Source organism: Streptococcus sp. 3613 (assembly GCF_013277375.1).
Lineage (GTDB): Bacteria > Bacillota > Bacilli > Lactobacillales > Streptococcaceae > Streptococcus > Streptococcus pseudopneumoniae.
This window is the reverse complement of record NZ_VMMV01000027.1, coordinates 6,985-31,289: the sequence shown is the minus strand read 5'-3', so window position 1 is coordinate 31,289 and position 24,305 is coordinate 6,985. Positions and strand designations below refer to the sequence as shown.

Annotated in this window: 19 protein-coding genes and 1 pseudogene; 17 read left to right on the top strand and 3 right to left on the bottom strand. The window is 41.9% G+C overall.

What is annotated here, in order from left to right; genetic code table 11:
* Positions 1-13: 13 nt before the first annotated feature.
* Entirely contained in the window at positions 14-136 is a 123-nt protein-coding gene (locus HT708_RS03305) for a chlorohydrolase (RefSeq protein ID WP_153300023.1), read from the bottom strand.
* A gap of 55 nt (positions 137-191) precedes the next feature.
* On the opposite strand from HT708_RS03305, the gene HT708_RS03300 reads away from it, so the two are divergent.
* The 8 genes from HT708_RS03300 to HT708_RS03265 all read left to right on the top strand — a co-directional run bounded on the left by HT708_RS03300 (position 192) and on the right by HT708_RS03265 (position 6,923).
* Positions 192-1,241 carry an LLM class flavin-dependent oxidoreductase gene (locus tag HT708_RS03300; RefSeq protein WP_000229791.1) on the top strand — a complete coding sequence of 350 codons (1,050 nt, stop codon included), beginning with the start codon at positions 192-194 and terminating at the stop codon, positions 1,239-1,241.
* A gap of 218 nt (positions 1,242-1,459) precedes the next feature.
* Positions 1,460-2,467, top strand: a complete 1,008-nt coding sequence (locus HT708_RS03295) for a uroporphyrinogen decarboxylase family protein (RefSeq protein ID WP_000202170.1) — start codon at positions 1,460-1,462, stop codon at positions 2,465-2,467.
* Positions 2,468-2,476: 9 nt separating this feature from the next.
* Positions 2,477-2,680 carry a hypothetical protein gene (locus HT708_RS03290; RefSeq protein ID WP_000823549.1) on the top strand — a complete coding sequence of 68 codons (204 nt, stop codon included), beginning with the start codon at positions 2,477-2,479 and terminating at the stop codon, positions 2,678-2,680.
* A 2-nt stretch (positions 2,681-2,682) separates the two neighbouring features.
* A complete protein-coding gene (locus HT708_RS03285; RefSeq protein WP_166730956.1) occupies positions 2,683-3,681 on the top strand; it encodes a uroporphyrinogen decarboxylase family protein in 999 nt (332 codons plus the stop codon).
* An 11-nt stretch (positions 3,682-3,692) separates the two neighbouring features.
* Positions 3,693-4,571, top strand: coding sequence for a transporter substrate-binding domain-containing protein (locus tag HT708_RS03280; RefSeq protein ID WP_172925982.1), 879 nt, complete (start codon positions 3,693-3,695; stop codon positions 4,569-4,571).
* A 159-nt stretch (positions 4,572-4,730) separates the two neighbouring features.
* On the top strand, positions 4,731-5,423 hold the full coding sequence (locus HT708_RS03275; protein WP_172925981.1) for an amino acid ABC transporter permease: 693 nt from the start codon (positions 4,731-4,733) through the stop codon (positions 5,421-5,423).
* 3 nt (positions 5,424-5,426) lie between these two features.
* Complete coding sequence (locus tag HT708_RS03270; protein ID WP_172925980.1) at positions 5,427-6,149, top strand: amino acid ABC transporter permease; 723 nt, start codon at positions 5,427-5,429, stop codon at positions 6,147-6,149.
* Positions 6,150-6,158: 9 nt separating this feature from the next.
* Positions 6,159-6,923, top strand: a complete 765-nt coding sequence (locus HT708_RS03265) for an amino acid ABC transporter ATP-binding protein (RefSeq protein ID WP_050207582.1) — start codon at positions 6,159-6,161, stop codon at positions 6,921-6,923.
* Positions 6,924-6,998: 75 nt separating this feature from the next.
* Here the strand turns inward: HT708_RS03265 and spuA are convergent, their stop codons facing one another.
* Positions 6,999-10,859, bottom strand: a complete 3,861-nt coding sequence (gene spuA, locus HT708_RS03260) for an LPXTG-anchored pullulanase SpuA (RefSeq protein WP_172925979.1) — start codon at positions 10,857-10,859, stop codon at positions 6,999-7,001.
* A 581-nt stretch (positions 10,860-11,440) separates the two neighbouring features.
* Between spuA and HT708_RS03255 the strand changes: the two genes are divergently transcribed.
* Positions 11,441-13,438, top strand: coding sequence for a thiol-activated cytolysin family protein (locus HT708_RS03255; RefSeq protein ID WP_172925978.1), 1,998 nt, complete (start codon positions 11,441-11,443; stop codon positions 13,436-13,438).
* Between the two features lie 257 nt (positions 13,439-13,695).
* Here HT708_RS03255 and HT708_RS03250 read toward each other — a convergent pair.
* Positions 13,696-13,856, bottom strand: a pseudogene (locus tag HT708_RS03250) (helix-turn-helix domain-containing protein); the annotation flags it as partial.
* 274 nt (positions 13,857-14,130) lie between these two features.
* Here HT708_RS03250 and rpsL point away from each other — a divergent pair.
* From rpsL to HT708_RS03210, 8 genes are all read left to right on the top strand, one after another.
* Positions 14,131-14,544 (top strand): 30S ribosomal protein S12, encoded by a 414-nt coding sequence (rpsL, locus tag HT708_RS03245; RefSeq protein WP_001142332.1) that lies wholly within the window; start codon positions 14,131-14,133, stop codon positions 14,542-14,544.
* Between the two features lie 19 nt (positions 14,545-14,563).
* On the top strand, positions 14,564-15,034 hold the full coding sequence (rpsG, locus tag HT708_RS03240) for a 30S ribosomal protein S7 (RefSeq protein WP_000087873.1): 471 nt from the start codon (positions 14,564-14,566) through the stop codon (positions 15,032-15,034).
* A gap of 278 nt (positions 15,035-15,312) precedes the next feature.
* Positions 15,313-17,394, top strand: coding sequence for an elongation factor G (fusA, locus tag HT708_RS03235; RefSeq protein ID WP_000090345.1), 2,082 nt, complete (start codon positions 15,313-15,315; stop codon positions 17,392-17,394).
* A 103-nt stretch (positions 17,395-17,497) separates the two neighbouring features.
* A complete protein-coding gene (locus tag HT708_RS03230; RefSeq protein WP_172925977.1) occupies positions 17,498-21,889 on the top strand; it encodes a PolC-type DNA polymerase III in 4,392 nt (1,463 codons plus the stop codon).
* Positions 21,890-21,926: 37 nt separating this feature from the next.
* Complete coding sequence (locus HT708_RS03225) at positions 21,927-22,604, top strand: hypothetical protein (protein WP_172925976.1); 678 nt, start codon at positions 21,927-21,929, stop codon at positions 22,602-22,604.
* Positions 22,594-22,770, top strand: coding sequence for a hypothetical protein (locus tag HT708_RS03220; RefSeq protein ID WP_172925972.1), 177 nt, complete (start codon positions 22,594-22,596; stop codon positions 22,768-22,770). The genes HT708_RS03225 and HT708_RS03220 overlap by 11 nt, the downstream gene beginning before the upstream one ends.
* Positions 22,771-22,791: 21 nt before the next feature.
* Entirely contained in the window at positions 22,792-24,033 is a 1,242-nt protein-coding gene (locus HT708_RS03215; protein ID WP_172925975.1) for an aminopeptidase, read from the top strand.
* Positions 24,034-24,042: 9 nt separating this feature from the next.
* Entirely contained in the window at positions 24,043-24,273 is a 231-nt protein-coding gene (locus tag HT708_RS03210) for a GlsB/YeaQ/YmgE family stress response membrane protein (RefSeq protein WP_000901572.1), read from the top strand.
* Positions 24,274-24,305: the final 32 nt, after the last annotated feature.

Genomic DNA, 24,305 nt, shown 5'->3' with positions numbered 1-24,305 from the left:
TCTTCAAATCAGGTTAGCATCCATCTGCAACCTCAAAACAGTATTTTGAGCTGACTTCATCAGTTCTATCTACCACCTCAAAGCAGTGCTTTGAGCAGCCTGCGGCTAGCTTCCTAGTTTGCTCTTTGATTTTCATTGAGTATTAGAATAATTTTTCAAATTGAAGGACAGAGTAGATAGGGAGAATCACAATGGTAGAATTGGGAATTTCAACATTTGGGGAAACAACGGAGCTTGAAGGGATTGGGCAAACTTACAGTCATGACGAACGCATTCGCCAGTTGCTAGCAGAGGTTGAACTGGCTGACAAGGTTGGTTTGGATGTGTATGGGATTGGTGAGCACCATCGAGAGGATTTTGCAGTATCAGCCCCAGAGATTGTCCTGGCAGCTGGGGCAGTCAATACCAAGAAAATCCGTTTGACCAGTGCAGTCAGCATTCTCTCGAGCATGGATCCGATTCGCTTATTCCAACAATATGCCACTATCGATGCTTTGTCAAATGGACGTGCGGAGATTATGGCTGGAAGGGGTTCTTTCACGGAATCATTTCCTCTGTTTGGCTATGATTTGAAAGACTACGAAGCCCTTTTTGATGAGAAATTAGACTTGCTCCAGTTAGTCAATGAAAAGACAAAGCTAGACTGGAAAGGTCGATTGACCCAAACGATTGCTGGTAAAGAAGTTTATCCTCGTCCAGTTCAGGACAAATTACCCTTGTGGATAGCGACAGGTGGTCATGTCGAATCAACAGTAAAGATTGCTCAGGCAGGCCTACCGATTGTCTATGCCATTATTGGTGGTAACCCTCGTTATTTTAAAAAGTTGATTCAGGCTTATCGTGAGATTGGGAGCGAAGCAGACCATGCCAGTCATGAACTAAAGGTTGGGGTCCATTCTTGGGGGTGGATTGCTGAAGATGGCGAGCAGGCTGTGAAAGATTATTTCCATCCGACCAAGCAAGTAGTGGATGCTATTTCCAAAGACCGTCCACACTGGCAAGAATTGCGTTATAAGCAATATTTGGAGCAGGTAGGATCAAATGGCGCCATGTTTGTGGGCAATCCAGATCAGGTGGCCGAAAAATTGATTCGCATGATAGAGGATTTAGATTTGGACCGCTTCATGTTGCACCTACCTCTTGGTTCTATGCCTCATGATCAGGTTCTGAGAGCTATTGAACTATTCGGAACACAAGTAGCACCCAAAGTCCGGGCTTACTTTGCCATGAAAGAGGCTTAATAAAAAATACTAATCAGGCTGATAAAAAATCTATATAACAACTATTTTAAAAAGCAATAAACAGAAAAAATCTCTGAAAAGCTAGTAAAATCAAGCTTTTCAGAGATTTTTTTCTCTATTGATATAAACAATCCCAATCAAGTCGATAGTCAATATATATTGGGAAAAGGTCAAAAGGAGTGGTAAGATGGTTTCAATCCAAATGGAAGGAGAGAAGTATGACAAGTAAAAGAGAGCTAGTTTTTAGAGCTATTCGAGGAGAAGAGGTGGAACGGGTTCCTGTTGGCTTTTGGTTTCATTTTGTAATACTGGAGGAAAAAGGACAAGGTTTAAATAATCCACGTATCTTTCAAAAAAGTGTAGAGGGACATCGGAAGTACGTTGAAAGAATCCATCCTGATTTTGTCAAAATGATGAGTGACGGATTTTTCATTTATCCAAGTAATGTCTACAGTCCTAAGGTTACAAGTCTTCAGGAGTTAGCTTCTATTGAGTCGATTGGTGAAAACCATCCTTGGATTCAGCAACAAGTAGAAGTGGTAGAGGCTATTCGAGCAACCTTCACTGAGGACATTGCATCATTTTACAATATTTTTTCTCCGATCTCCTATTTGAAAAGGTGGTTTCGTACAGAGACTTCTAGAGGTGATAAGGAGGTTTCAGATCTTTTTCTTGAAAATCCAGAGCTATTCAGGGATGTTTTAGACGTGATAGCTGAGGATATCGCTATCCTAACTAAAAAAATCATTCAGGATGGTGGAGCAGATGGAATCTATCTCAGTACACAAGAAATTCAGGATGAGCGCATCACAGCAGAATTGTATCAGACCTATATTGAGCCAAGTAACATAAAGGTTTTAGAAGCTGCCAATCAGGTAGGTGGGGTAAATATCCTGCATATCTGCGGTTTCCAAGGTGCCAGTAACAATGTGACTATTTTCAAAGATTATCCAGCCCAGGTTTTCAATTGGGCAACCCACCATGAAGCAGTCAGTTTACCTCAAGGTCAGGAGCTATTTCATGGCAAAGCGGTCTTGGGTGGTTTTGAAAATGGGAAGCAGAGCCTGCTTTATGGAGGTAGAAAGGCTGCACTACAAGAGGAAACCAAACGATTGTTGGCTGAAGCTGGGACTAGAGGAGTCCTTCTTGGAGCGGATTGCACGGTTCCAGATGACTTTGAATTAGAAAGATTGGACTGGATTCGTCAGGCTGCTATGTTAGAATAGGAGAGCCTTATGAAAAGAAAAAAGTGGCTATTGGTAGGGACGGCCCTCGGCTTTGTCATCTTACTTGCGATCAGTCTTACAAAGGGACTTGCTTGTAAGGAAGGGCCAAGATGTCATGGGATTCAGGATTTTCAGAAGAGAAGTCTTCCCTTTATTCAAACCAATGATATTGCCAGTGTTTTATTAGTTGAAAAAGAAAGAAATGGAAAATAGAGATGTCAGAAAAAAGAGACTGGGTTTTAAAAGCATTTAGAGGAGAAGTGGTTGGCCGTGTACCTGTAGGTTTTTGGCACCACTTTACATCAGAAGAGGAATGGTTAAAGGGATTTTCCAATCCTGTGATTATTGAAAAGAACATACAAGGTCACAAACGTTTTATCCGTGACCTACATCCAGACTTTATCAAGTTGATGAGTGATGGCTATTTTGCTTATCCAAATCCAGTTATTGCCAAAGGGAAGTCACTCCAAGAGCTGTCGGAGATTCAACCTCTGGGTAAAGATCATCCGTGGATTAGAGAGCAGGTAGAATTAGTGAAGAAGATTAAGCAGGAGTTTACGGAAGATATTGTTGCTATTTACAATATTTTTGCGCCTGTGACCTACCTCAAATGGTTACTTGGAGAAGTGTCTGGTGGAGATGATCTCATTGCAGACTTCTTAGTTCAAGATTCTCAGAAATTGAAAAAAGTACTTGATGTGATTGCGCAAGATATCGCTAGCTTGAGTCAAGCTATTATTAAAGATGCAGGAGTAGATGGTATTTATCTCAGTGTGCAAAGTATTCAGGATGCGCGTGTTTCTGCTGAAGCCTATCAGGAGATTATTGCGCCGAGTGAACTGACTGTTTTAAATGCGGCTAAGTCGGTTGGTGGGGTAAATATACTTCATATCTGTGGCTATGAAGGAGCCCGAAACGATATTCATATCTTTGCCGACTATCCAGCTCATGTTTTTAACTGGGCAGTTGGTCCAGAAGGGATTAGCCTAAAAGAAGGTCGTGAGATTTTCAAGGGTCGTGCTGTTCTGGGAGGATTTGAAAACGGTAAAGATGGCCTTCTCTATCGAGGCAGTAAGGAAGAAATTCAGGCTGAAACCAAACGATTGGTAGAAGAAACAGGGAAAGATGGCCTCATACTTGGAGCAGATTGTACCATTCCAAACGATATTGCAGTGGAGCGTATCCAGTGGGTGAGAGAAGCAGTAGCTAAATAAAGGAGAAGAATATGAGTAAGAAAACATGGATTGTTGGTGGAGTTGCGGTTGTGGCAGTGCTTGGAGCAACGATTATTGGTAGGACTTTGTCGGGAGCATCTGCTAAAGGTGCAGATGCAGCTTCGTCTGGACAAGTAACAACTTTAAAAGTTGCCCATACTCAAAACTATGTCCCTTATGATTTTATTGACGAAAAAGGGGAATCAGATGGTTATGAAGTTGCTGTTTTAAAGGCGGTTGATGAGAAATTAGCAGATTATAAATTTGAGTATACTGGAACTAGTGATGATGATCTCTTGATTGGACTTGAGTCTGGCAAGTACGATATTGGAACTAAAGGTGCTTGGTATACAGATGAACGGGCTAAGAAATTCATTATTCCATCTGAGCCAGTAGGAGCCAGCATTATTGGTTTTACTGTCAGAAAAGGAGATGAAGCTAAATATAAGAATATTGATGATTTCGCCAAAAATAAAGGAAAATTAGTACCCATCTCTCCTCAAAATGCCCAGTGGAATGTGATTAATAGCTATAATGACAAGCACAAGGATACACCAATTGAGTTGACAGCTGCTGAATCTTTCAAGGTGGCAGATGCTTATGCTTGGGTTTTAGAAGGACGTTATGATGCTTTCTTTGACATCAAGTTGTCTTTTGAAAAAGCGGTGACAACAGATGATGGTTCTTACCACCAATATGCGGACAAACTTAGCTGGTTCCCTTATAAAGGAATTCCAACCTATCCCTTGATTCACCGTGATGAAAAGGGTGAGAAGTTTGCTAAAGAGTATGAAAAAGCGATTAAAGAATTAAAAGAAGACAGTACTCTAGCTAAACTTTCTCAAAAATACTTTAAAGAAGATGTCTTTAGCTACGTTGATAGAGATTAGATGAGCAGTCAGGCGTGTTATGCTCTTCGAAAATCTCTTCAAACCGCATCAACGTCGCCTTGCCGTAGGTATGGTTACTGATTTTGTCAGTTCTATCCACAACNNAACCTGCGGCTAGTTTGCTTTTTGATTTTCATTGAGTATTAGAAAGAAGTTTATATGGTTTCATATGATTTTTCAAGAGTGTTCCAATTTTTACCAACCTTATGGCAGGCTCTTCCTATGACCTTGTCCATTCTCTTTTTTACTACAGTCCTCGGTTCCCTTTTCGGTGTCTTACTGGCTTGGGCTCAAGTGGGAGAAGACAAGACTTTTGCAGGTCTTTCTAAGGGCTATATTTTCACTCTTCGCTGTACTCCCCCTATTGTTTTACTATTCCTTGTCTTTTATGGTTTACCTGAATTTTTAAAATGGTGGCTGAATTTAGATATCAACAACTGGTCTAAGACGGTCTTCGTCTTATTCACCATGGTCTTGCTATTTGCGGCTATCATTGCAGAAGTATTTAAGGCGTCCTATCAGGCAATTCCCAAAGGTCAGATGGAAGCTGGAGTCAGTATTGGTCTGACCCCTAGTCAGACATTTTGGAGAATCATTTTTCCTCAGGCTTTTCAAGTGGCTCTTCCAAATATGACGACCGCTATTCTAAATTTGATGCGGGACGCTGCCCTAGCCTATACGATTGGTTTTGTGGATGTCATGGGAGCTGGGAATCTCTTAATCAGTCGCAATTTGGGGAATTACTCTCTTGAAACCTATACAGCGGTTGCCATTCTTTATTGGGGTGTAGCCTTGGCTGTTTCCTTCTTGAGTCGCTTGTTAGAAAAATCTTTGGAAACGAAAGGGAGATAGGATATGGATTTAGACTATATTGCGAAAACTTTTTTAGAGACCTTAAAAGGGGTGCCAACCACCTTAATCATTATGATTGTAGCCATGGTCTTAAGTTTTGGATCAGCCTTGTTTTTAGCTCTGGGACAAATATATAAAGTCAAAGGTGTTCGAACTTTCTCTCTCGTGTATCTAGCTTTTATAAGAGCAACACCTCCGATTTTGCTGATTCTTTTCTTTTATAGTTTGTTTCCGAGTTTGCTCAATCAATTTCTCAAAAGCATAGGGAGTGATGTTGATATCTTTAAACTCAATCCGATCTATTATGCTTTTATTATCTATAGTTTGATGACAACAGGTAGTTTATCAGAAATCTTACGTTCGGCTATTTTGACTGTGGATAAGGGACAATTAGAAGCTGCACAAGCGATTGGTTTAACCACTAGTCAGGCTTATGTGAGGATTGTTTTTCCACAGGCCTTGCAATCAGCCTTGCCCAATCTGGCTAATCTAGTCATAAATATTGTAAAAGGAACCTCTTTGGTCTTTGTGATGACCATTAAGGATATTACAGCCATTGCCCGTGTTGAAGCGTCTTATGGTTATCAGTATTTTGAATCCTATTTTGTGATCTTTTTACAGTACATTCTTATTTGCGGATTGATTCAATGGGGCTTTTCAATCTTAGAGAAACGCTATATTCAAAGAAAAAAGGGACAAGTAGTGCCCAGTACAGGTTTAGCATAGGAGGAGACAATGTTACAAGTAGAACATGTTGCAAAAAAATTTGGAGACAGACAAGTCCTGGAAGATGTTAATCTCAAGGTCAACCAAGGGGATGTGGTTGTAATATTGGGGCCATCTGGATCAGGTAAAACGACTTTTCTCAGATGTCTCAATCATTTAGAAAAAGCCGATAGTGGCTCTTTGAAGCTTGCTGATAAAGAATACGATCTTGGCAAATTGACCAAAAAAGATATTTTAGAAATTCGCCAGAAGACCGCCTTTGTTTTTCAACATTATAATTTATTTGCTAATAAAACGGCCTTGGAAAATATTTTGGAGGGCTTGATTATTGCTCGGAAAATTCCTAAGGAAGAAGCCATCAAACGTGCGGAAGCTGCCTTAGAAAAAGTTGGTTTACTAGCTTATAAAGCTTACTATCCCTCTCAGCTTTCTGGAGGCCAGCAACAACGAATCGGTATTGCGCGTGCCATTGCTGTGAAACCAGAGGTCATTTTATTAGATGAGCCAACATCGGCCTTGGATCCAGAGTTGGTAGGGGATGTTTTAGATGTTTTAAAACAGTTAGCTAAAGAAGGAGTTACTATGGTAGTAGTGACTCATGAGATGGGTTTTGCTAGAGATGTAGCCAATCATGTTATTTTTATGGACGGTGGGAAAATTGTTGAAGAAAATAATGCCCATGATTTCTTTAGTCGTCCAAAAGAAGAACGAACCAAGCAATTTTTGGCACGAATACTCTCGGATGCGACCTATAGTGTAGAATATATGATTTGATAGATAGGCTTATCAGGGCAAAAATCAATCCCCCGAGCGTTAAGGCTTGGGGGATTTTTCTATAGGAGGGCTAGTTTAGTTCTCTTTTTTATTTTTTAGTAAGAAACCGAGACCAAGGAGCGCAAGGAGGCTGATTCCTGCAAATAGGAGTTTGTTTTCGTTTTTGATTCCTGTATTTGGAAGTTCAGCTTGTTTATCTGGGGTTGCAGGTATATTTTCCTTGCTAGAGTTTTCTACCGATTCGTTTCGAACCGCTTCTTTTACAGATGATGCTTGTGCTTCTTGTGCTGGTTGTGAAGCTTGTGAACCAGTTGTAGCTTGGCTAGGTTTATTTTCTGAATCAGCTACTGTTGCAGATGGTTTAGTAGAATCAGGTTTAGCTTGTGGAGCTGGATCTTGATGTGCAGGGAGAGAAGCTTCATTTTGATGTTCAGGCTTGGAAGGGCTTGAGTCTGGTTTCTCTTCTGCAGTTGACTCATGGCTAGTTCCATTTTGAGAGACTCGAAGAACAGTAGCTGTAAGGGCATTCAATTTCAAGCCTTTTTCAGTCCATTCAAGTCCTTTCGGGTTGGCAATTCCGACTGGTCCTGCTTGGTTCTCATCTGCCAAAACTTCAGCATTTCTTAGATGGGCAAAGGCAGTTCCCAAATTAAATTCGCGAGCTTTTTCGTCCGCATTGACAAAGACTGCGTAGATATCACCGTTTGGAGCAGTGATTTGGTAGCCAATCACTACATCCTCTTTTTCTACACCATTTTGGCCTGGAACAGTTATGAGGTGTACACGGTCTTTGATATCTTGGAGACTCTTAAGTCGGAAGGCATCTGTAGATTGACGAAGGGCAATCAACCCTTTCATGTAGTCACGGCTCTTGACATTTTCAGGATATGCTTTTCCATCTGTAGCCTTAGTCCAGTCAAACTTGTTGACTGCATCGCTAGAATCGTAAGAGTCATGGATGAAGTAAGGATAGTCAAACGGATTGCCATCCTTATCACGCAACAAGTGAGATTTGTTTGGTTGTTTGTCCTCTGCTACTGGAGTCTTGTAGGCTGGGTCACGGAATTGTTTAGTACGTCCATATTCCTGACCGGAGTGGATAAATGGAGTTCCTTGAGCTGTCAAGACCATGAGATTTCCAAGTCGTAAACGACGGTGGATTTCAGCATAGTTCTCAGCCTTGCTTGGGTCTTTTTTGATAGACTGGGCAATGATGTCAAAGAGGGTCAAGTTATCATGGGCTGCGATGTATTGGATGACATCTCCAGGACTGTCTGCTTCAAAGTTGGTTGGTTGAGCAATGAGATTTTTGAAGACAGTGTTGACATCACGCTTGCCACCTGTGATAAAGGCAGGTTGACCTTCGTTTGGATAACCAGATTTGAGGTTGTTACGGATGTCATCTGAAAAGACAGCGACAGTATCGGTATGTTTCATCCAATCTTGGTCAGCAGCTTTAGTAGGCATATTTTCATCACCAGCATAGGTTCTCCAACCTTCACCAAGCATGATTAGGTTTGGATTGAGGGCGCGTGCAGCCTTGTAAGCTTCTTCGATAGAAGCGGCGTCATGGTCTCCCATCATATCGAAACGGAAGCCATCCACTTTGTAGGTATCAACTAGATATTTGATAGAGTCAACTAGGATCCGTTTGCTCATATGGTGGGTTGTCCCCAAGCGTCCACCACCAAAGCTAGTTCGAGGTGTCCCATCAGCATCCATAAAGTGGTAGTAGTTTGGTTCTAAATCTTCAAAGAGATCGACTTTGGCTGTATGGTTATAAACTACGTCTAGGATAGCTCCCATGCCACGTTTGTGGATTTCGTTGATGAGGTTTTTAAATTCTGCGATTCGTTTTTCTGGATTCTTAGGATCGCTTGAGTACATACCAGTCAATGAGAAGTAGTTTTGAGGGTCATATCCCCAGTTGTAGTTGCTGTTGCTTGAAGCATAGTCAGACAAGCGTTCATGGTTTTTCAATTCATTGACAAAGTAGTAAGACAAGACTGGAAGGAGCTGGATGTGGGTCACACCTAAGTCTTTGAGGTAGTCTAGTTTTTCAATAAAGGCTTCAAATGTACCAAATGGTTTGGTTAAGTCTTTTGCAATGGCAGGATCTGAAGTGAAGTCGCGCACATGAGCTTCGTAGATAACGGCGTCTTCACGAGTCTTGAAGTTGTGAATCTTACCATAAGTTAAGTCTTGAGGTCCGAGTTTAGCTGGATCTACAAAGGCGGCTTTAGCCACTTTATGGGCATCGTCAATCTTGGCATCGTCGCTATTCCAAGCAGCAAGAGATTTAGCGTAAGGATCGAGTGCAAGAACAGTTTTACCTTGACGCTCGATTTGGTATTGATAGTAGTATCCAGTGAAATCGGTGATTCCGAGTTTGTTTGTGCTGTCTAGAGTTTGTTTCCAAGTTCCTCTTTCCCCTTTTTCAAGAGCGACAGTTCTAACTACTTTGTCAGGGTCATTCTTGTCGTAGACAACGACAGAAACCTTATCAGCACTTGGTGACCAAAGGGTCAAATCAACTTGTTTTCCTTCTTCTTTAAGATCAGCTCCAAGTTTACCATCATAGCTGTAAGCCTCATCTTTCAGGCGCCAGCTTGTTTTGGTAGTGAATTGGCCGGAATTGTAGCTAACAGTATATGGGTGTTTTGTGTCAGAGAAATCTCCGCTGTAGGTCACTTTTTTACCAGCTTCATCTATTGCAACATCGGTGATAGCTACTTTATTTCCTAGGTGATTAGTGATGTTGGAGTGTTTGAGGATATCCTCTTTTTTAGCACCGACAAGTGTTGAAAAACTACTTTCAATGCTAGAAGTTCCTACGTGTTGGGCACCTGTCATACGGATATCATGGACATAGTATGGATTTGTGTAAATTGATTCGTCATCGTCTTTTAGGAAAATTTGGCTATGATTTTTCAAATCTGTGAATTTATAATCTTCTTTACGGATTTTCACGTCGTCTCCTTGTTTGCTCTCATCTAGTAATAAAAATCCAAATTCTCTTGCGGCTTCATTAAGAGGAATGTCGATATAGCGGCCATATTTGCCTGTAGCCGTAAAGTCTGTTCCGTCAGGCCATTGAGCGCTACTTGGATTTTTCACATCTCCCCAGTACCAGAGAGATTTCTTGTCATAGTTGCCATCTGTGCGGTAGTAGTTGACGCGAACAGTTCCTGCAGGCTGCGGCTCGTAAGAGAAAACCTTGTAATCTTGGTCTAACCAAGTCTCGTTCATTTTTGGAACTAGTTTTTCTATAGATTTATCGCCGGTTAGATTTTTTCCAGCTGTATTGTTGATGAGGAAGCTAATTTTCTTGGCTTCTTCTCCCTTTAATTTGACATCTAGGTAATAGCCGTAGTCATCTTTTTTGGCATCCTTGAAGGACAAGGCTCCGTTTGGCCAATTTTCAGATGGTTTTTCAACATCGTCCCAAGTCCATAGTCCTTGAGCATCCTTGTTTTTTTCAGGAAGTTTTTTGACATGGATACGGAAGTAGTTATCTTCGATGGGCTCTTCTGCCTTAGTTTCAGTCGTTACTGGACTAGTGGAAGTAGTTGTCTCACTTGAACGATCTTGTCCAGTTTGTGGTGCTGGATCGGCTGGGCTTGCAACAGGAGTGGTTGCCTCTGTTGCAGGTTTTTCTTCTTTCTCTAGGGAAGCGCTTGCATTATTAGGTGAAGAAAAATCGCTTTCTTTCTTACCAGTGCTAGTTGCTGTATCAGTAAGAGGCTGGGCAAGGGCAGTAGTAGTTTCACTATTATTTGCGTTAGTGGTTGGTGTACTTTCGTCGGCTGAGATAGTTGGTGTAGCCATGGCAAGCAAGACAAGGCTTGCGCCGATAAGGACAGAACCAGTTCCATTTTTGAGGGAACGGATGCTGTAGACCATTTTTTTCTCAGTTTGAGCTGGTGTTTTTCTCATGATGATTCTCCAATCAATAAATTTCTATACCAGTATAGCATGTAGTAAAACAATATGCAAGCGTTTTCCTTTGTTTGTAAAAGAAATTCTTACTTTTGAGAAGTTTTCCGTACTATTTTGTATATCAGTATAAATGATGGAGATAATACTCAATGAAAATCAAAGAGCAAACTAGGAAACTAGCCGCAGGCTGTACTTGAGTACGGCAAGGCGACGTTGACGTGGTTTGAAGAGATTTTCGAAGAGTATAAAAATGTCACATAAGACAAGACGTATTATTAGGAAGATGATGTGTTCCCAGCTATTTTTATTCAGAAATTGATCTCTAATATTTCTTTTAAAAAGCTCATCTAGTGAAACTATAAATAGGAAAAGAAAAAAGTTAGTGTTTTTCAAGTGTTATCTAGTTTCCAAACTATAGTATTTACTGGAAATCGAAAGAAAATATCAGAAAAATTCAGCAAACGTTTTCTTCTTATTTTCTTGACTTTTTTGCTGGTTTGTGCTTGACTTTTACTTGAAATTTGATAGACTATAAACAAATAGGAAAACGTATTCATTTAAAAACGGAGGAATAAGGAATGAATCAAGAAAAACGTTTGCATCGCTTTGTCAAAAAGTGTGGACTCGGTGTGTGTAGTGCTGTTGTTGCGGCCTTTTTATTGAACGCTCAGGGAGTAGCTTTGGCTACAGAGCAAGGGAATCGTCCAGTTGAGACAGAAAACATCGCTCGTGGAAAACAAGCTAGTCAAAGTTCTACTGCTTATGGAGGAGCTGCTACACGAGCAGTGGATGGTAATGTTGATAGTGACTATGGGCACCATTCTGTAACGCATACAAACTTTGAAGACAATGCTTGGTGGCAAGTTGATCTTGGAAAAACAGAGAATGTTGGAAAAGTTAAACTTTACAATCGTGGAGATGGGAATGTAGCTAATCGTCTTTCCAATTTTGATGTTGTTTTGTTAAATGAAGCAAAACAAGAAGTTGCTCGTCAACACTTTGATAGTTTGAATGGGAAGGCAGAACTTGAAGTTTTCTTCACTGCCAAAGACGCTCGTTATGTAAAAGTGGAGTTGAAAACTAAAAATACCCCATTGAGCTTGGCAGAAGTGGAAGTATTCCGTTCAGCAACAACTCAAGTTGGACAGGATAGAACTGCACCAGTAGTAGATCAAACATCAGCATTGAAAGACTACCTTTTTGGCTTAACTTATAATCCTTTGGATATTTTAACTCGCAAGGGAGAAACCTTAGAAAATCGCTACAACACAAGTGCTAAGGAACAAAATGGAGAGTTTGTCGTTGTAGAAAAAATCAAGAAAACCCTCTCTACAGGCACAGCAGATGTTTCCATCAATGGAAATCAAAATGTCTTCCTAGGTGGCTTGTATAAGGCAAACCAAAATCTGCTAGAAAATCAGCCAGAATTGATTAGTCTTGCCCGTGCAAAGGGGACAGTCAGCGTTGATTTACCTGGGATGATTCAGTCTGACAGCCGAATTGAAGCAGATCCTACAACTAGTGGTATGCAGTCTGCGATGAATACCTTGGTTGAAAGATGGACAAAGAATTACTCATCTAGCCATTCCGTTCCTGCCCGTGTTCAGTATGAATCAACTACAGCCTATAGCATGAACCAATTGAAAGCAAAATTTGGTGCAGACTTTGAAAAAGCAGGCGCACCGCTCAAGATTGACTTTGAGGCTGTGCAAAAGGGTGAAAAGCAAATTGAAGTTGTAAACTTTAAACAAATCTACTATACAGCGACATTTGATGCACCTACCAATCCAGCAGCTGTATTTGACAAGAGTGTGACACCTGAAGATTTAAAACAAAGAGGCGTTGATTCACAAACTCCACCTGTATATGTATCAAACGTTTCTTACGGACGTCAAATCTATGTTAAGTTTGAGTCAACAAGTAAGTCTACTGAATTAAAAGCAGCTATCAATGCGGTTATCAAAGGTGCAACAATTGCTCCAAATTCTGAATGGAGCCGTCTATTGAAGAATACTTCTGTAACAGCGGTAATTGTAGGAGGTAATGCTAGCGGTGCTGCCAAAGTTGTCACAGGAACAGTCGAAAACTTGAAGGAACTCATCAGAGAAGGAGCTAACTTTAGCGCTCAAAGTCCAGCTGTGCCAATCTCATATAAGACTGCCTTCCTAAAAGATAATGCCCAAGCAACTTTACAAAATAGTACAGACTATATCGAAACGAAGGTTACTTCTTACAAAAATGGCTTCTTGAAACTTCATCATAAGGGTGCTTATGTTGCGCGTTACTACATCTATTGGGATGAAATTACATATGATGAACAAGGAAATCCAGAAATCCGTTCACGTCAATGGGAAGATAACGGAAAAAACAGAACTTCAGGCTTCCAAACAGAGATTCAATTTAGAGGAAATGTCCGTAATCTTCGCATCAAGGTTCAAGAAAAGACGGGTCTTGTATGGGAACCATGGCGTACAGTTTACAACCGCACAGACTTACCACTAGTACAACAGCGTACAATTACACATTGGGGAACAACTCTAAACCCTAAAGTTGATGAAAAAATTGTGAATGAGTAACGATTTGATTTACTTGATTCGAGAGTAAACAGTGAAGAGGAGAAACTTCGATTTCTCCTCTTTTATGATTGGCTTTTGAGAGAATGAAAAGGGTAACTTCTATAGCAGATTGAAACTAGAATAGTACGTTGTTGCTATTAAAACATTTCTAGAAATTAAGTTGACTTTCCCAATAGATTTGTTCATGTCTTATTTCAATTCAATATAAAACTAACTTCCAGTTTTCCACAACCTAGCTTTTAGTATGAGAAAAATGCGTTGTTACAGACATAAGGAGCTTTTTGATAAGTGTGCAATCCGTGCAATCAGATTTGACGGATGTTGGATGCATGATGCGATTGCGCTTAATTTCCTTTGAAATCGTTGACGGGCCTTTTCCCATATTATCAACGATGGAACGGAAAGTCTCACACTTAATTCCACCATAAAAATCCGTTTTAGACTAATTTCCACTTCGATCAGGCAAGTGGAAGTTACTTTGAGAAGTTACGCAGAGCTAAAATTAACAATAAAAAAGAAAAATATCTTGACAACCAATGGAAAATTTTGCTACAATAATAGACGGTACTTTTTACTTTTGGTCTCTCAAGAGTGTACAGGGACGTGCTGACAAATGTTGCAAAAGTACACACAGATGATAGCTGTCACCAAGTGTATCATCACCAAAAATAAAAAAACACAGGAGTATGTAGATGCCTACAATTAACCAATTGGTTCGCAAACCGCGTAAATCAAAAGTAGAAAAATCTAAATCACCAGCTTTGAACGTTGGTTACAACAGTCATAAAAAAGTTCAAACAAACGTTTCTTCACCACAAAAACGTGGTGTTGCAACTCGTGTTGGAACAATGACACCTAAAAAACCTAACTCAGCCCTTCGTAAATTCGCTCGTGTACGTTTGAGCAACCTTATCGAAGTTACTGCCTACATCCCAGGTATCGGACACAACTTGCAAGAACACAGCGTGGTTCTTCTTCGTGGTGGACGTGTAAAAGACCTTCCAGGGGTACGTTACCATATCGTCCGTGGTGCACTTGATACTGCAGGTGTTAACGATCGTAAACAAGGCCGTTCTAAATACGGTACTAAACGTCCAAAAGCATAAGGAAAGGGGATAAAGAGAAATGAGTCGTAAAAATAGAGCTCCAAAACGTGACGTATTGCCAGATCCGCTTTACAATTCACAACTAGTTACTCGTCTTATCAACCGCGTTATGCTTGACGGTAAACGTGGTACAGCTGCTTCAATCGTTTACGGTGCTTTTGAGCAAATCAAAGAAGCTACTGGCAACGATGCACTTGAAGTATTTGAAACAGCTATGGAAAACATCATGCCTGTACTTGAAGTACGTGCACGTCGTGTTGGTGGTTCTAACTACCAAGTCCCAGTTGAAGTTCGTCCAGAACGTCGTACAACACTTGGACTTCGTTGGTTGGTAACAATCGCTCGTCTTCGTGGTGAACACACAATGCAAGACCGTCTTGCAAAAGAAATCTTGGATGCTGCTAACAACACTGGTGCAGCTGTTAAGAAACGTGAAGACACTCACCGTATGGCGGAAGCTAACCGTGCATTCGCACACTTCCGTTGGTAAGATTAAGATACTAAGGGCGTTAAAAAAGCGACTGAAAATTAGGAAGCTTGACGAAGAATCGAAGATTCTAGGAGAGCTTATCTATTTTCCGAGCTTTTAGCCCGGGTTCAAATTAGCTAAATCGATTAGTATTAGCTATAACTCAACTTACCATCTCGTAAGTCGAAACCAACAATAGCATGAAAACATTGAGAACGGGTAGGTCCTGCCTATCCGTTTTTATTAAAATCGTGTTATAATAGAATAGAAATCAAAAATAAATAGGAGAAACAAACCTCATGGCACGCGAATTTTCACTTGAAAAAACTCGTAATATCGGTATCATGGCTCACGTCGATGCCGGTAAAACAACAACTACTGAGCGTATTCTTTACTACACTGGTAAAATCCACAAAATCGGTGAAACTCACGAAGGTGCGTCACAAATGGACTGGATGGAGCAAGAGCAAGAACGTGGTATCACTATCACATCTGCTGCAACAACAGCTCAATGGAACAACCACCGCGTAAACATCATCGACACACCAGGACACGTGGACTTCACAATCGAAGTACAACGTTCTCTTCGTGTATTGGATGGTGCGGTTACCGTTCTTGACTCACAATCAGGTGTTGAGCCTCAAACTGAAACAGTTTGGCGTCAAGCAACTGAGTATGGAGTTCCACGTATCGTATTTGCCAACAAAATGGACAAAATCGGTGCTGACTTCCTTTACTCTGTAAGCACACTTCACGATCGTCTTCAAGCAAATGCACACCCAATCCAATTGCCAATCGGTTCTGAAGATGACTTCCGTGGTATCATCGACTTGATCAAGATGAAAGCTGAAATCTATACTAACGATCTTGGTACAGATATCCTTGAAGAAGACATCCCAGCTGAATACCTTGACCAAGCTCAAGAATACCGTGAAAAATTGATTGAAGCAGTTGCTGAAACTGACGAAGAATTGATGATGAAATACCTCGAAGGTGAAGAAATCACTAACGAAGAATTGAAAGCTGGTATCCGTAAAGCGACTATCAACGTTGAATTCTTCCCAGTATTGTGTGGTTCAGCCTTCAAAAACAAAGGTGTTCAATTGATGCTTGATGCGGTTATCGACTACCTTCCAAGCCCACTTGACATCCCAGCGATCAAAGGTATTAACCCAGATACAGACGCTGAAGAAACTCGTCCAGCATCTGACGAAGAGCCATTTGCAGCTCTTGCCTTCAAGATCATGACAGATCCATTCGTAGGTCGTTTGACATTCTTCCGTGTGTACTCAGGTGTTCTTCAATCAGGTTCTTACGTATTGAACACTTCTAAAGGTAAACGTGAACGTATCGGACGTATCCTTCAAATGCACGCTAACAGCCGTCAAGAAATCGACACTGTTTACTCAGGTGATATCGCTGCTGCCGTTGGTTTGAAAGATACTACAACTGGTGACTCATTGACAGATGAAAAAGCTAAAATCATCCTTGAGTCAATCAACGTTCCAGAACCAGTTATCCAATTGATGGTTGAGCCAAAATCTAAAGCAGACCAAGACAAGATGGGTATCGCCCTTCAAAAATTGGCTGAAGAAGATCCAACATTCCGCGTTGAAACAAACGTTGAAACTGGTGAAACAGTTATCTCAGGTATGGGTGAGCTTCACCTTGATGTCCTTGTTGACCGTATGCGTCGTGAGTTCAAAGTTGAAGCGAACGTAGGTGCTCCTCAAGTATCTTACCGTGAAACATTCCGCGCTTCTACTCAAGCACGTGGATTCTTCAAACGTCAGTCTGGTGGTAAAGGTCAATTCGGTGATGTATGGATTGAATTTACTCCAAACGAAGAAGGTAAAGGATTCGAATTCGAAAACGCAATCGTCGGTGGTGTGGTTCCTCGTGAATTTATCCCAGCGGTTGAAAAAGGTTTGGTAGAATCTATGGCTAACGGTGTTCTTGCAGGTTACCCAATGGTTGACGTTAAAGCTAAACTTTACGATGGTTCATACCACGATGTCGACTCATCTGAAACTGCCTTCAAGATCGCGGCTTCACTTGCTCTGAAAGAAGCTGCTAAATCAGCACAACCAGCTATCCTTGAACCAATGATGCTTGTAACAATCACTGTTCCAGAAGAAAACCTTGGTGATGTTATGGGTCACGTAACTGCTCGTCGTGGACGTGTAGATGGTATGGAAGCACACGGTAACAGCCAAATCGTTCGTGCTTACGTTCCACTTGCTGAAATGTTCGGTTACGCAACAGTTCTTCGTTCTGCATCTCAAGGACGTGGTACATTCATGATGGTATTTGACCACTACGAAGATGTACCTAAGTCAGTACAAGAAGAAATCATTAAGAAAAACAAAGGTGAAGACTAATCAGTCCTCGCTCTAGAAGGAAGTCACTTAGTGGCTTCCTTTTGTCTTTAGAAAATACCTCTAAATATGGTAAAATAGTAGGAGAATAATGTGAGGAAAATGAATGTCAAACAATTTTGAAATTTTGATGAATCAATTGGGGATGCCTGCTGAAATGAGACAGGATCCTGCTTTATCACAGGCTGATATTGAGCGAGTTGTGGTTCATAAAATTAGTAAGGTATGGGAGTTTCATTTCGTATTTTCTAATATTTTACCGATTGAAATCTTTTTAGAAATAAAGAAAGGTTTGAGGGAAGAATTTTCTAAGACAGGCAATAAAGCTGTTTTCGAAATCAAGGCTCGGTCTCAAGAATTTTCAAATCAGCTCTTGCAGTCCTACTATAGGGAGGCTTTCTCTGAAGGCCCATGTGCTAGTCAAGGTTTTAAATCTCTTTATCAAAATTTGCAAGTTCGTGCGGAGGGGAACCAGCTCTTTATCGAAGGTTCCGAGGCGATTGATAAGGAACACTTTAAGAAGAATCATCTTCCAAATTTAGCCAAACAACTTGAAAAGTTTGGTTTTCCAACTTTTAACTGTCAAGTCGAGAAGAATGATATCCTAACCCAAGAGCAGGAAGAGGCCTTTCATGCTGAAAATGAGCAGATTGTTCAAGCTGCCAATGAGGAAGCGCTCCGTGCTATGGAGCAACTGGAACAGATGGCACCTCCTCCAGCGGAAGAGAAACCAGCCTTTGATTTTCAAGCCAAAAAAGCTGCAGCTAAACCCAAGCTGGATAAGGCGGAGATTACTCCTATGATCGAAGTGACGACGGAGGAAAATCGTTTGGTCTTTGAAGGGGTTGTTTTTGATGTGGAGCAAAAAGTGACCAGAACAGGGCGTGTTTTGATCAACTTTAAAATGACGGACTACACTTCAAGTTTTTCTATGCAAAAATGGGTCAAGAATGAGGAAGAGGCCCAGAAGTTTGATCTAATTAAGAAAAATTCTTGGCTCCGAGTTCGTGGGAATGTGGAGATGAATAACTTCACACGCGATTTGACGATGAACGTACAGGATGTGCAGGAAGTTGTTCACTATGAGCGGAAGGATTTGATGCCAGAAGGTGAGCGTCGGGTTGAGTTTCATGCTCATACTAATATGTCGACTATGGATGCTTTGCCAGAGGTAGAAGAAATCGTTGCAACAGCTGCTAAGTGGGGACACAAGGCGGTTGCCATCACGGATCATGGAAATGTCCAGTCCTTCCCACATGGCTATAAGGCGGCTAAGAAAGCGGGAATCCAGCTGATCTATGGGATGGAAGCCAATATCGTGGAGGACCGTGTCCCTATCGTCTATAACGAAGTGGAGATGGACTTGTCAGAAGCGACCTATGTGGTCTTTGACGTGGAAACGACGGGACTTTCAGCTATCTATAATGATTTGATTCAGGTTGCGGCCTCTAAGATGTACAAGGGGAATGTCATTGCTGAATTTGATGAATTTATTAATCCTGGACATCCCTTGTCAGCGTTTACTACTGAGTTGACTGGAATTACAGATGACCATGTCAAAAATGCTAAACCACTGGAACAAGTGTTACAGGAATTTCAAGAATTTTGCAAGGATACGGTCCTAGTCGCCCACAATGCGACCTTTGACGTTGGCTTTATGAATGCCAATTATGAGCGTCATGGTCTGCCAAAGATTAGTCAGCCAGTGATTGATACGCTGGAGTTTGCTCGAAACCTCTATCCTGAGTACAAACGTCATGGTTTGGGGCCTTTGACTAAGCGTTTTGGTGTGGCTTTGGAACATCACCACATGGCCAACTACGATGCGGAAGCTACTGGTCGTCTGCTTTTCATCTTTATCAAAGAGGTGGCAGAAAAACATGGTGTGACCGACTTGGATAGACTAAACATTGATTTGATTAGTCCAGATTCTTATAAAAAAGCTCGGATTAAACATGCGACCATTTATGTCAAGAATCAAGTAGGGCTAAAAAATATCTTTAAGCTGGTTTCCTTGTCTAATACCAAGTACTTTGAAGGGGTACCACGGATTCCGAGAACGGTTCTAGATGCCCATCGGGAGGGCTTGATTTTAGGATCAGCTTGTGCAGAAGGCGAAGTTTTTGATGCAGTCGTTTCCCAAGGTGTGGATGCGGCGGTTGAGGTGGCTAAGTATTATGACTTTATCGAGGTTATGCCACCTGCTATTTATGCTCCCTTGATTGCCAAGGAGCAGGTCAAGGATATGGAGGAACTCCAGACCATTATCAAGAGTTTGATAGAGGTTGGAGACCGCCTTGGCAAGCCTGTTCTGGCTACGGGAAATGTCCACTATATCGAACCGGAAGAAGAGATTTATCGTGAAATTATCGTCCGTAGTTTGGGACAGGGGGCTATGATTAACCGAACCATTGGTCATGGTGAACATGCCCAACCCGCTCCTCTTCCCAAGGCTCATTTTCGAACGACTAATGAGATGTTGGATGAATTTGCCTTCTTGGGAGAGGAACTGGCTCGTAAACTGGTTATTGAAAATCCCAATGCCTTAGCAGAAATCTTTGAACCTGTTGAGGTCGTTAAGGGTGACTTGTACACGCCTTTCATCAACAAGGCTGAAGAAACAGTTGCCGAATTAACCTATAAGAAGGCCTTTGAGATTTATGGAAATCCGTTGCCAGATATTGTTGATTTGCGGATTGAAAAAGAACTAACCTCTATTTTGGGGAATGGATTTGCCGTGATTTATCTAGCCTCGCAGATGCTGGTGCAACGTTCCAATGAACGGGGTTACTTGGTTGGTTCCCGTGGATCTGTTGGTTCCAGTTTCGTTGCGACTATGATTGGGATTACGGAGGTTAATCCTCTCTCTCCTCACTATGTCTGTGGTCAGTGTCAGTATAGTGAGTTTATCACCGATGGATCTTACGGTTCAGGTTTTGATATGCCCAATAAGGACTGTCCAAACTGTGGTCACAAACTCAGCAAAAATGGGCAAGATATTCCTTTCGAGACCTTCCTTGGTTTTGATGGGGATAAGGTTCCTGATATTGACTTGAACTTTTCGGGAGAAGACCAGCCTAGCGCCCACTTGGATGTGCGTGATATCTTTGGTGAGGAATATGCCTTCCGTGCAGGAACGGTTGGTACGGTGGCTGCCAAGACTGCCTATGGCTTTGTAAAGGGCTATGAGCGAGATTATGGCAAGTTTTATCGTGACGCAGAGGTAGAACGCCTCGCTCAAGGTGCCGCTGGTGTCAAGCGGACAACAGGACAACACCCGGGGGGAATCGTTGTTATTCCTAACTACATGGATGTCTATGATTTTACGCCTGTCCAGTATCCAGCAGATGATGTGACGGCTGAATGGCAGACCACTCACTTTAACTTCCACGATATCGATGAGAATGTCCTCAAGCTAGATGTTCTAGGACATGATGATCCGACCATGATTCGGAAACTTCAGGATTTGTCTGGGATTGACCCTAATGAAATTCCTATGGATGACGAAGGCGTGATGGCACTCTTTTCTGGGACTGATGTGCTAGGAGTAACACCTGAGCAAATCGGAACGCCTACGGGTATGCTGGGGATTCCAGAGTTTGGAACCAACTTTGTCCGAGGCATGGTAGATGAAACCCATCCGACGACTTTTGCGGAGTTGCTTCAGCTCTCAGGTCTATCCCATGGTACAGATGTCTGGTTGGGAAATGCCCAAGATTTGATTAAGCAAGGAATAGCAGACCTATCGACTGTTATTGGTTGTCGGGACGACATCATGGTTTACCTCATGCATGCTGGTCTCGAACCTAAGATGGCCTTTACCATCATGGAACGGGTACGTAAGGGATTGTGGCTCAAGATTTCCGAAGAGGAACGCAATGGCTACATCGAAGCCATGAAGGCTAATAAGGTACCAGAGTGGTATATCGAATCCTGTGGGAAAATTAAGTACATGTTCCCTAAAGCCCATGCGGCAGCCTACGTTATGATGGCCTTGCGCGTAGCTTACTTCAAGGTTCATCATCCCATTTATTACTACTGTGCTTATTTCTCAATCCGTGCTAAGGCTTTTGATATCAAGACCATGGGGGCGGGCTTGGAGGCTATCAAGCGCAGAATGGAAGAAATCTCTGAAAAACGGAAGAACAATGAAGCCTCTAATGTAGAAATTGATCTTTATACAACTCTTGAGATTGTCAATGAGATGTGGGAGCGTGGCTTTAAGTTTGGCAAACTCGATCTCTACCGCAGTGATGCGACTGAATTCCTCATCGATGGAGACACCCTCATCCCGCCATTTGTAGCAATGGATGGTCTGGGAGAGAACGTTGCTAAGCAGTTGGTGCGAGCGCGTGAAGAGGGAGAATTCCTCTCTAAAACAGAACTACGCAAGCGTGGTGGACTCTCATCAACCTTGGTTGAAAAGATGGATGAGATGGGGATTCTTGGAAATATGCCAGAGGATAACCAGTTGAGTTTGTTTGATGAGTTGTTTTAAAAGTTTGAAATGTCTTGTGTAGGTTTGAGGTTGTATCATGATGGAAAAGAAAAAAAGAGCAACACCCTGGAAACCAGGGAAAGTTATTTCCATAAGTTTGCGAAATGGCGTTTACGTATTAGCACAAATGGTGCGTGATCCCTATCTAGTATTTTTCAACCATTTTAACGAGGAAAATAATTGGAAGGGAGTGACCTTGAAAGAGGAGGATATCCTCTTTTGTAAGGCTGTTACTCGCCAGTTTCTACGCTACAGTCCTGTAGCGATTGTCAAAGAAGTTACCCCCCTGCTAGATTATGAACTGCCTAAAGAATGGATTTATAGCCATATTGGAGGGCATCCTATTACTGTTTCGGTAAAGGGACGGGAGCGTCAAGTAGCTGGTTTTGGCCGATGCTGTTCTTTGGTTCTGGCGGATAAGGACAGTGGGCAACCGGAGGATAATCCACTTATGGGACTCTTCCAATCCTATATCATATCAGATATCAAAGAACAGGATTGGGATCGGGTAGGTCAGGCTGAACATATGTCTATTGAAGTATTTCCAACACTCAACGAACGTCTCTATCTTTGCTTTCTTTATGGGAAAAATATAAATCCAGAACAAGATATCTCTTTAGGAAAGCCTCTACCTGATGACTATGAAACCTATATAGATATCCTCACAAATAGTCCAGAGGCACGACGCCTCTACCTAGGAGAGCATGAAGAATAAGAAAGGATATTTCATGAAACTAAGAATTTTCGCAGAAGATAAGCCAGCTGAGAAGCTATTTGAATATCAATTAGAACTTGCTGATCGTACAATTCTTCTATCGACAGCATTCTTGTCAGGTGCTATTGCTTTAGCAGGAATCTTTTCTGCTTTGAAAGAAAAATAAAAATAGAAAAGAGAAAACAGAATGGTTTTACCAAATTTTAAAGAAAATCTAGAAAAATATGCGAAATTGTTGGTTGCGAATGGAATCAACGTGCAACCTGGTCACACTTTGGCTCTTTCTATCGATGTGGAGCAACGTGAGTTGGCGCATTTGATTGTGAAAGAAGCTTATGCTTTGGGTGCACATGAGGTGATCGTTCAGTGGACCGATGATGTCAGCAACCGTGAGAAATTCCTCCACGCACCGATGGAGCGTCTGGACAATGTGCCAGAATACAAGATTGCTGAGATGAACTATCTCTTGGAGAACAAAGCTAGCCGTCTTGGGGTTCGTTCATCTGATCCAAGTGCCTTGAACGGAGTGGACGCTGACAAGCTTTCAGCTTCTGCTAAAGCTATGGGACTTGCTATGAAGCCAATGCGTATCGCAACTCAATCCAACAAGGTTAGCTGGACTGTAGCAGCCGCTGCTGGACTTGAGTGGGCTAAGAAAGTCTTTCCAAATGCTGCGAGCGACGAAGAAGCAGTCGATCTCCTTTGGGACCAAATTTTCAAAACTTGCCGTGTCTACGAAGCAGATCCTGTTAAAGCTTGGGAAGAGCATGCAGCTATCCTCAAGAGCAAGGCAGATATGCTTAATAAAGAACAATTTTCAGCCCTTCACTACACAGCGCCAGGGACCGATTTGACCCTTGGCTTGCCGAAGAACCACGTTTGGGAATCAGCTGGTGCTATCAATGCACAGGACGAAGGGTTCTTGCCAAATATGCCGACAGAGGAAGTCTTCACAGCGCCTGACTTCCGTCGTGCAGATGGTTATGTCACTTCTACAAAACCGCTTAGCTACAACGGAAATATCATTGAAGACATTAAGGTGACCTTTAAGGATGGACAAATCGTAGATATCACTGCTGAGAAGGGCGATCAAGTTATGAAAGACCTTGTCTTTGAAAATGCGGGTGCGCGTGCCTTGGGTGAATGTGCCTTGGTACCAGATCCAAGTCCAATTTCTCAGTCAGGCATTACCTTCTTTAACACCCTTTTCGATGAAAATGCGTCAAACCACTTGGCTATCGGTGCAGCCTATGCAACTAGCGTTGTTGGTGGAGCGGAGATGAGCGAAGAGGAGCTTGAAGCTGCGGGGCTTAACCGTTCAGATGTTCACGTAGACTTTATGATTGGTTCTAACCAAATGGATATCGATGGTATCCGTGAGGATGGGACACGTGTACCACTCTTCCGTAACGGAGATTGGGTAAATTAAGGAGATAATATGTTAGGAAGTATGTTCGTTGGTCTCCTAGTGGGATTTTTAGCAGGTACTCTGACCAATCGTGGAGAACGTATGGGATGCTTTGGAAAAATGTTTCTCGGTTGGATTGGTGCCTTTATAGGGCATTTGCTTTTTGGGACTTGGGGACCGATAATAGCAGGAACTGCCATCATTCCGGCAGTACTAGGTTCCATGATTGTCTTAGCGATTTTCTGGAGACGAGGAAGTTAATTTCTTAAATCTGATACTCAATGAAAATCAAA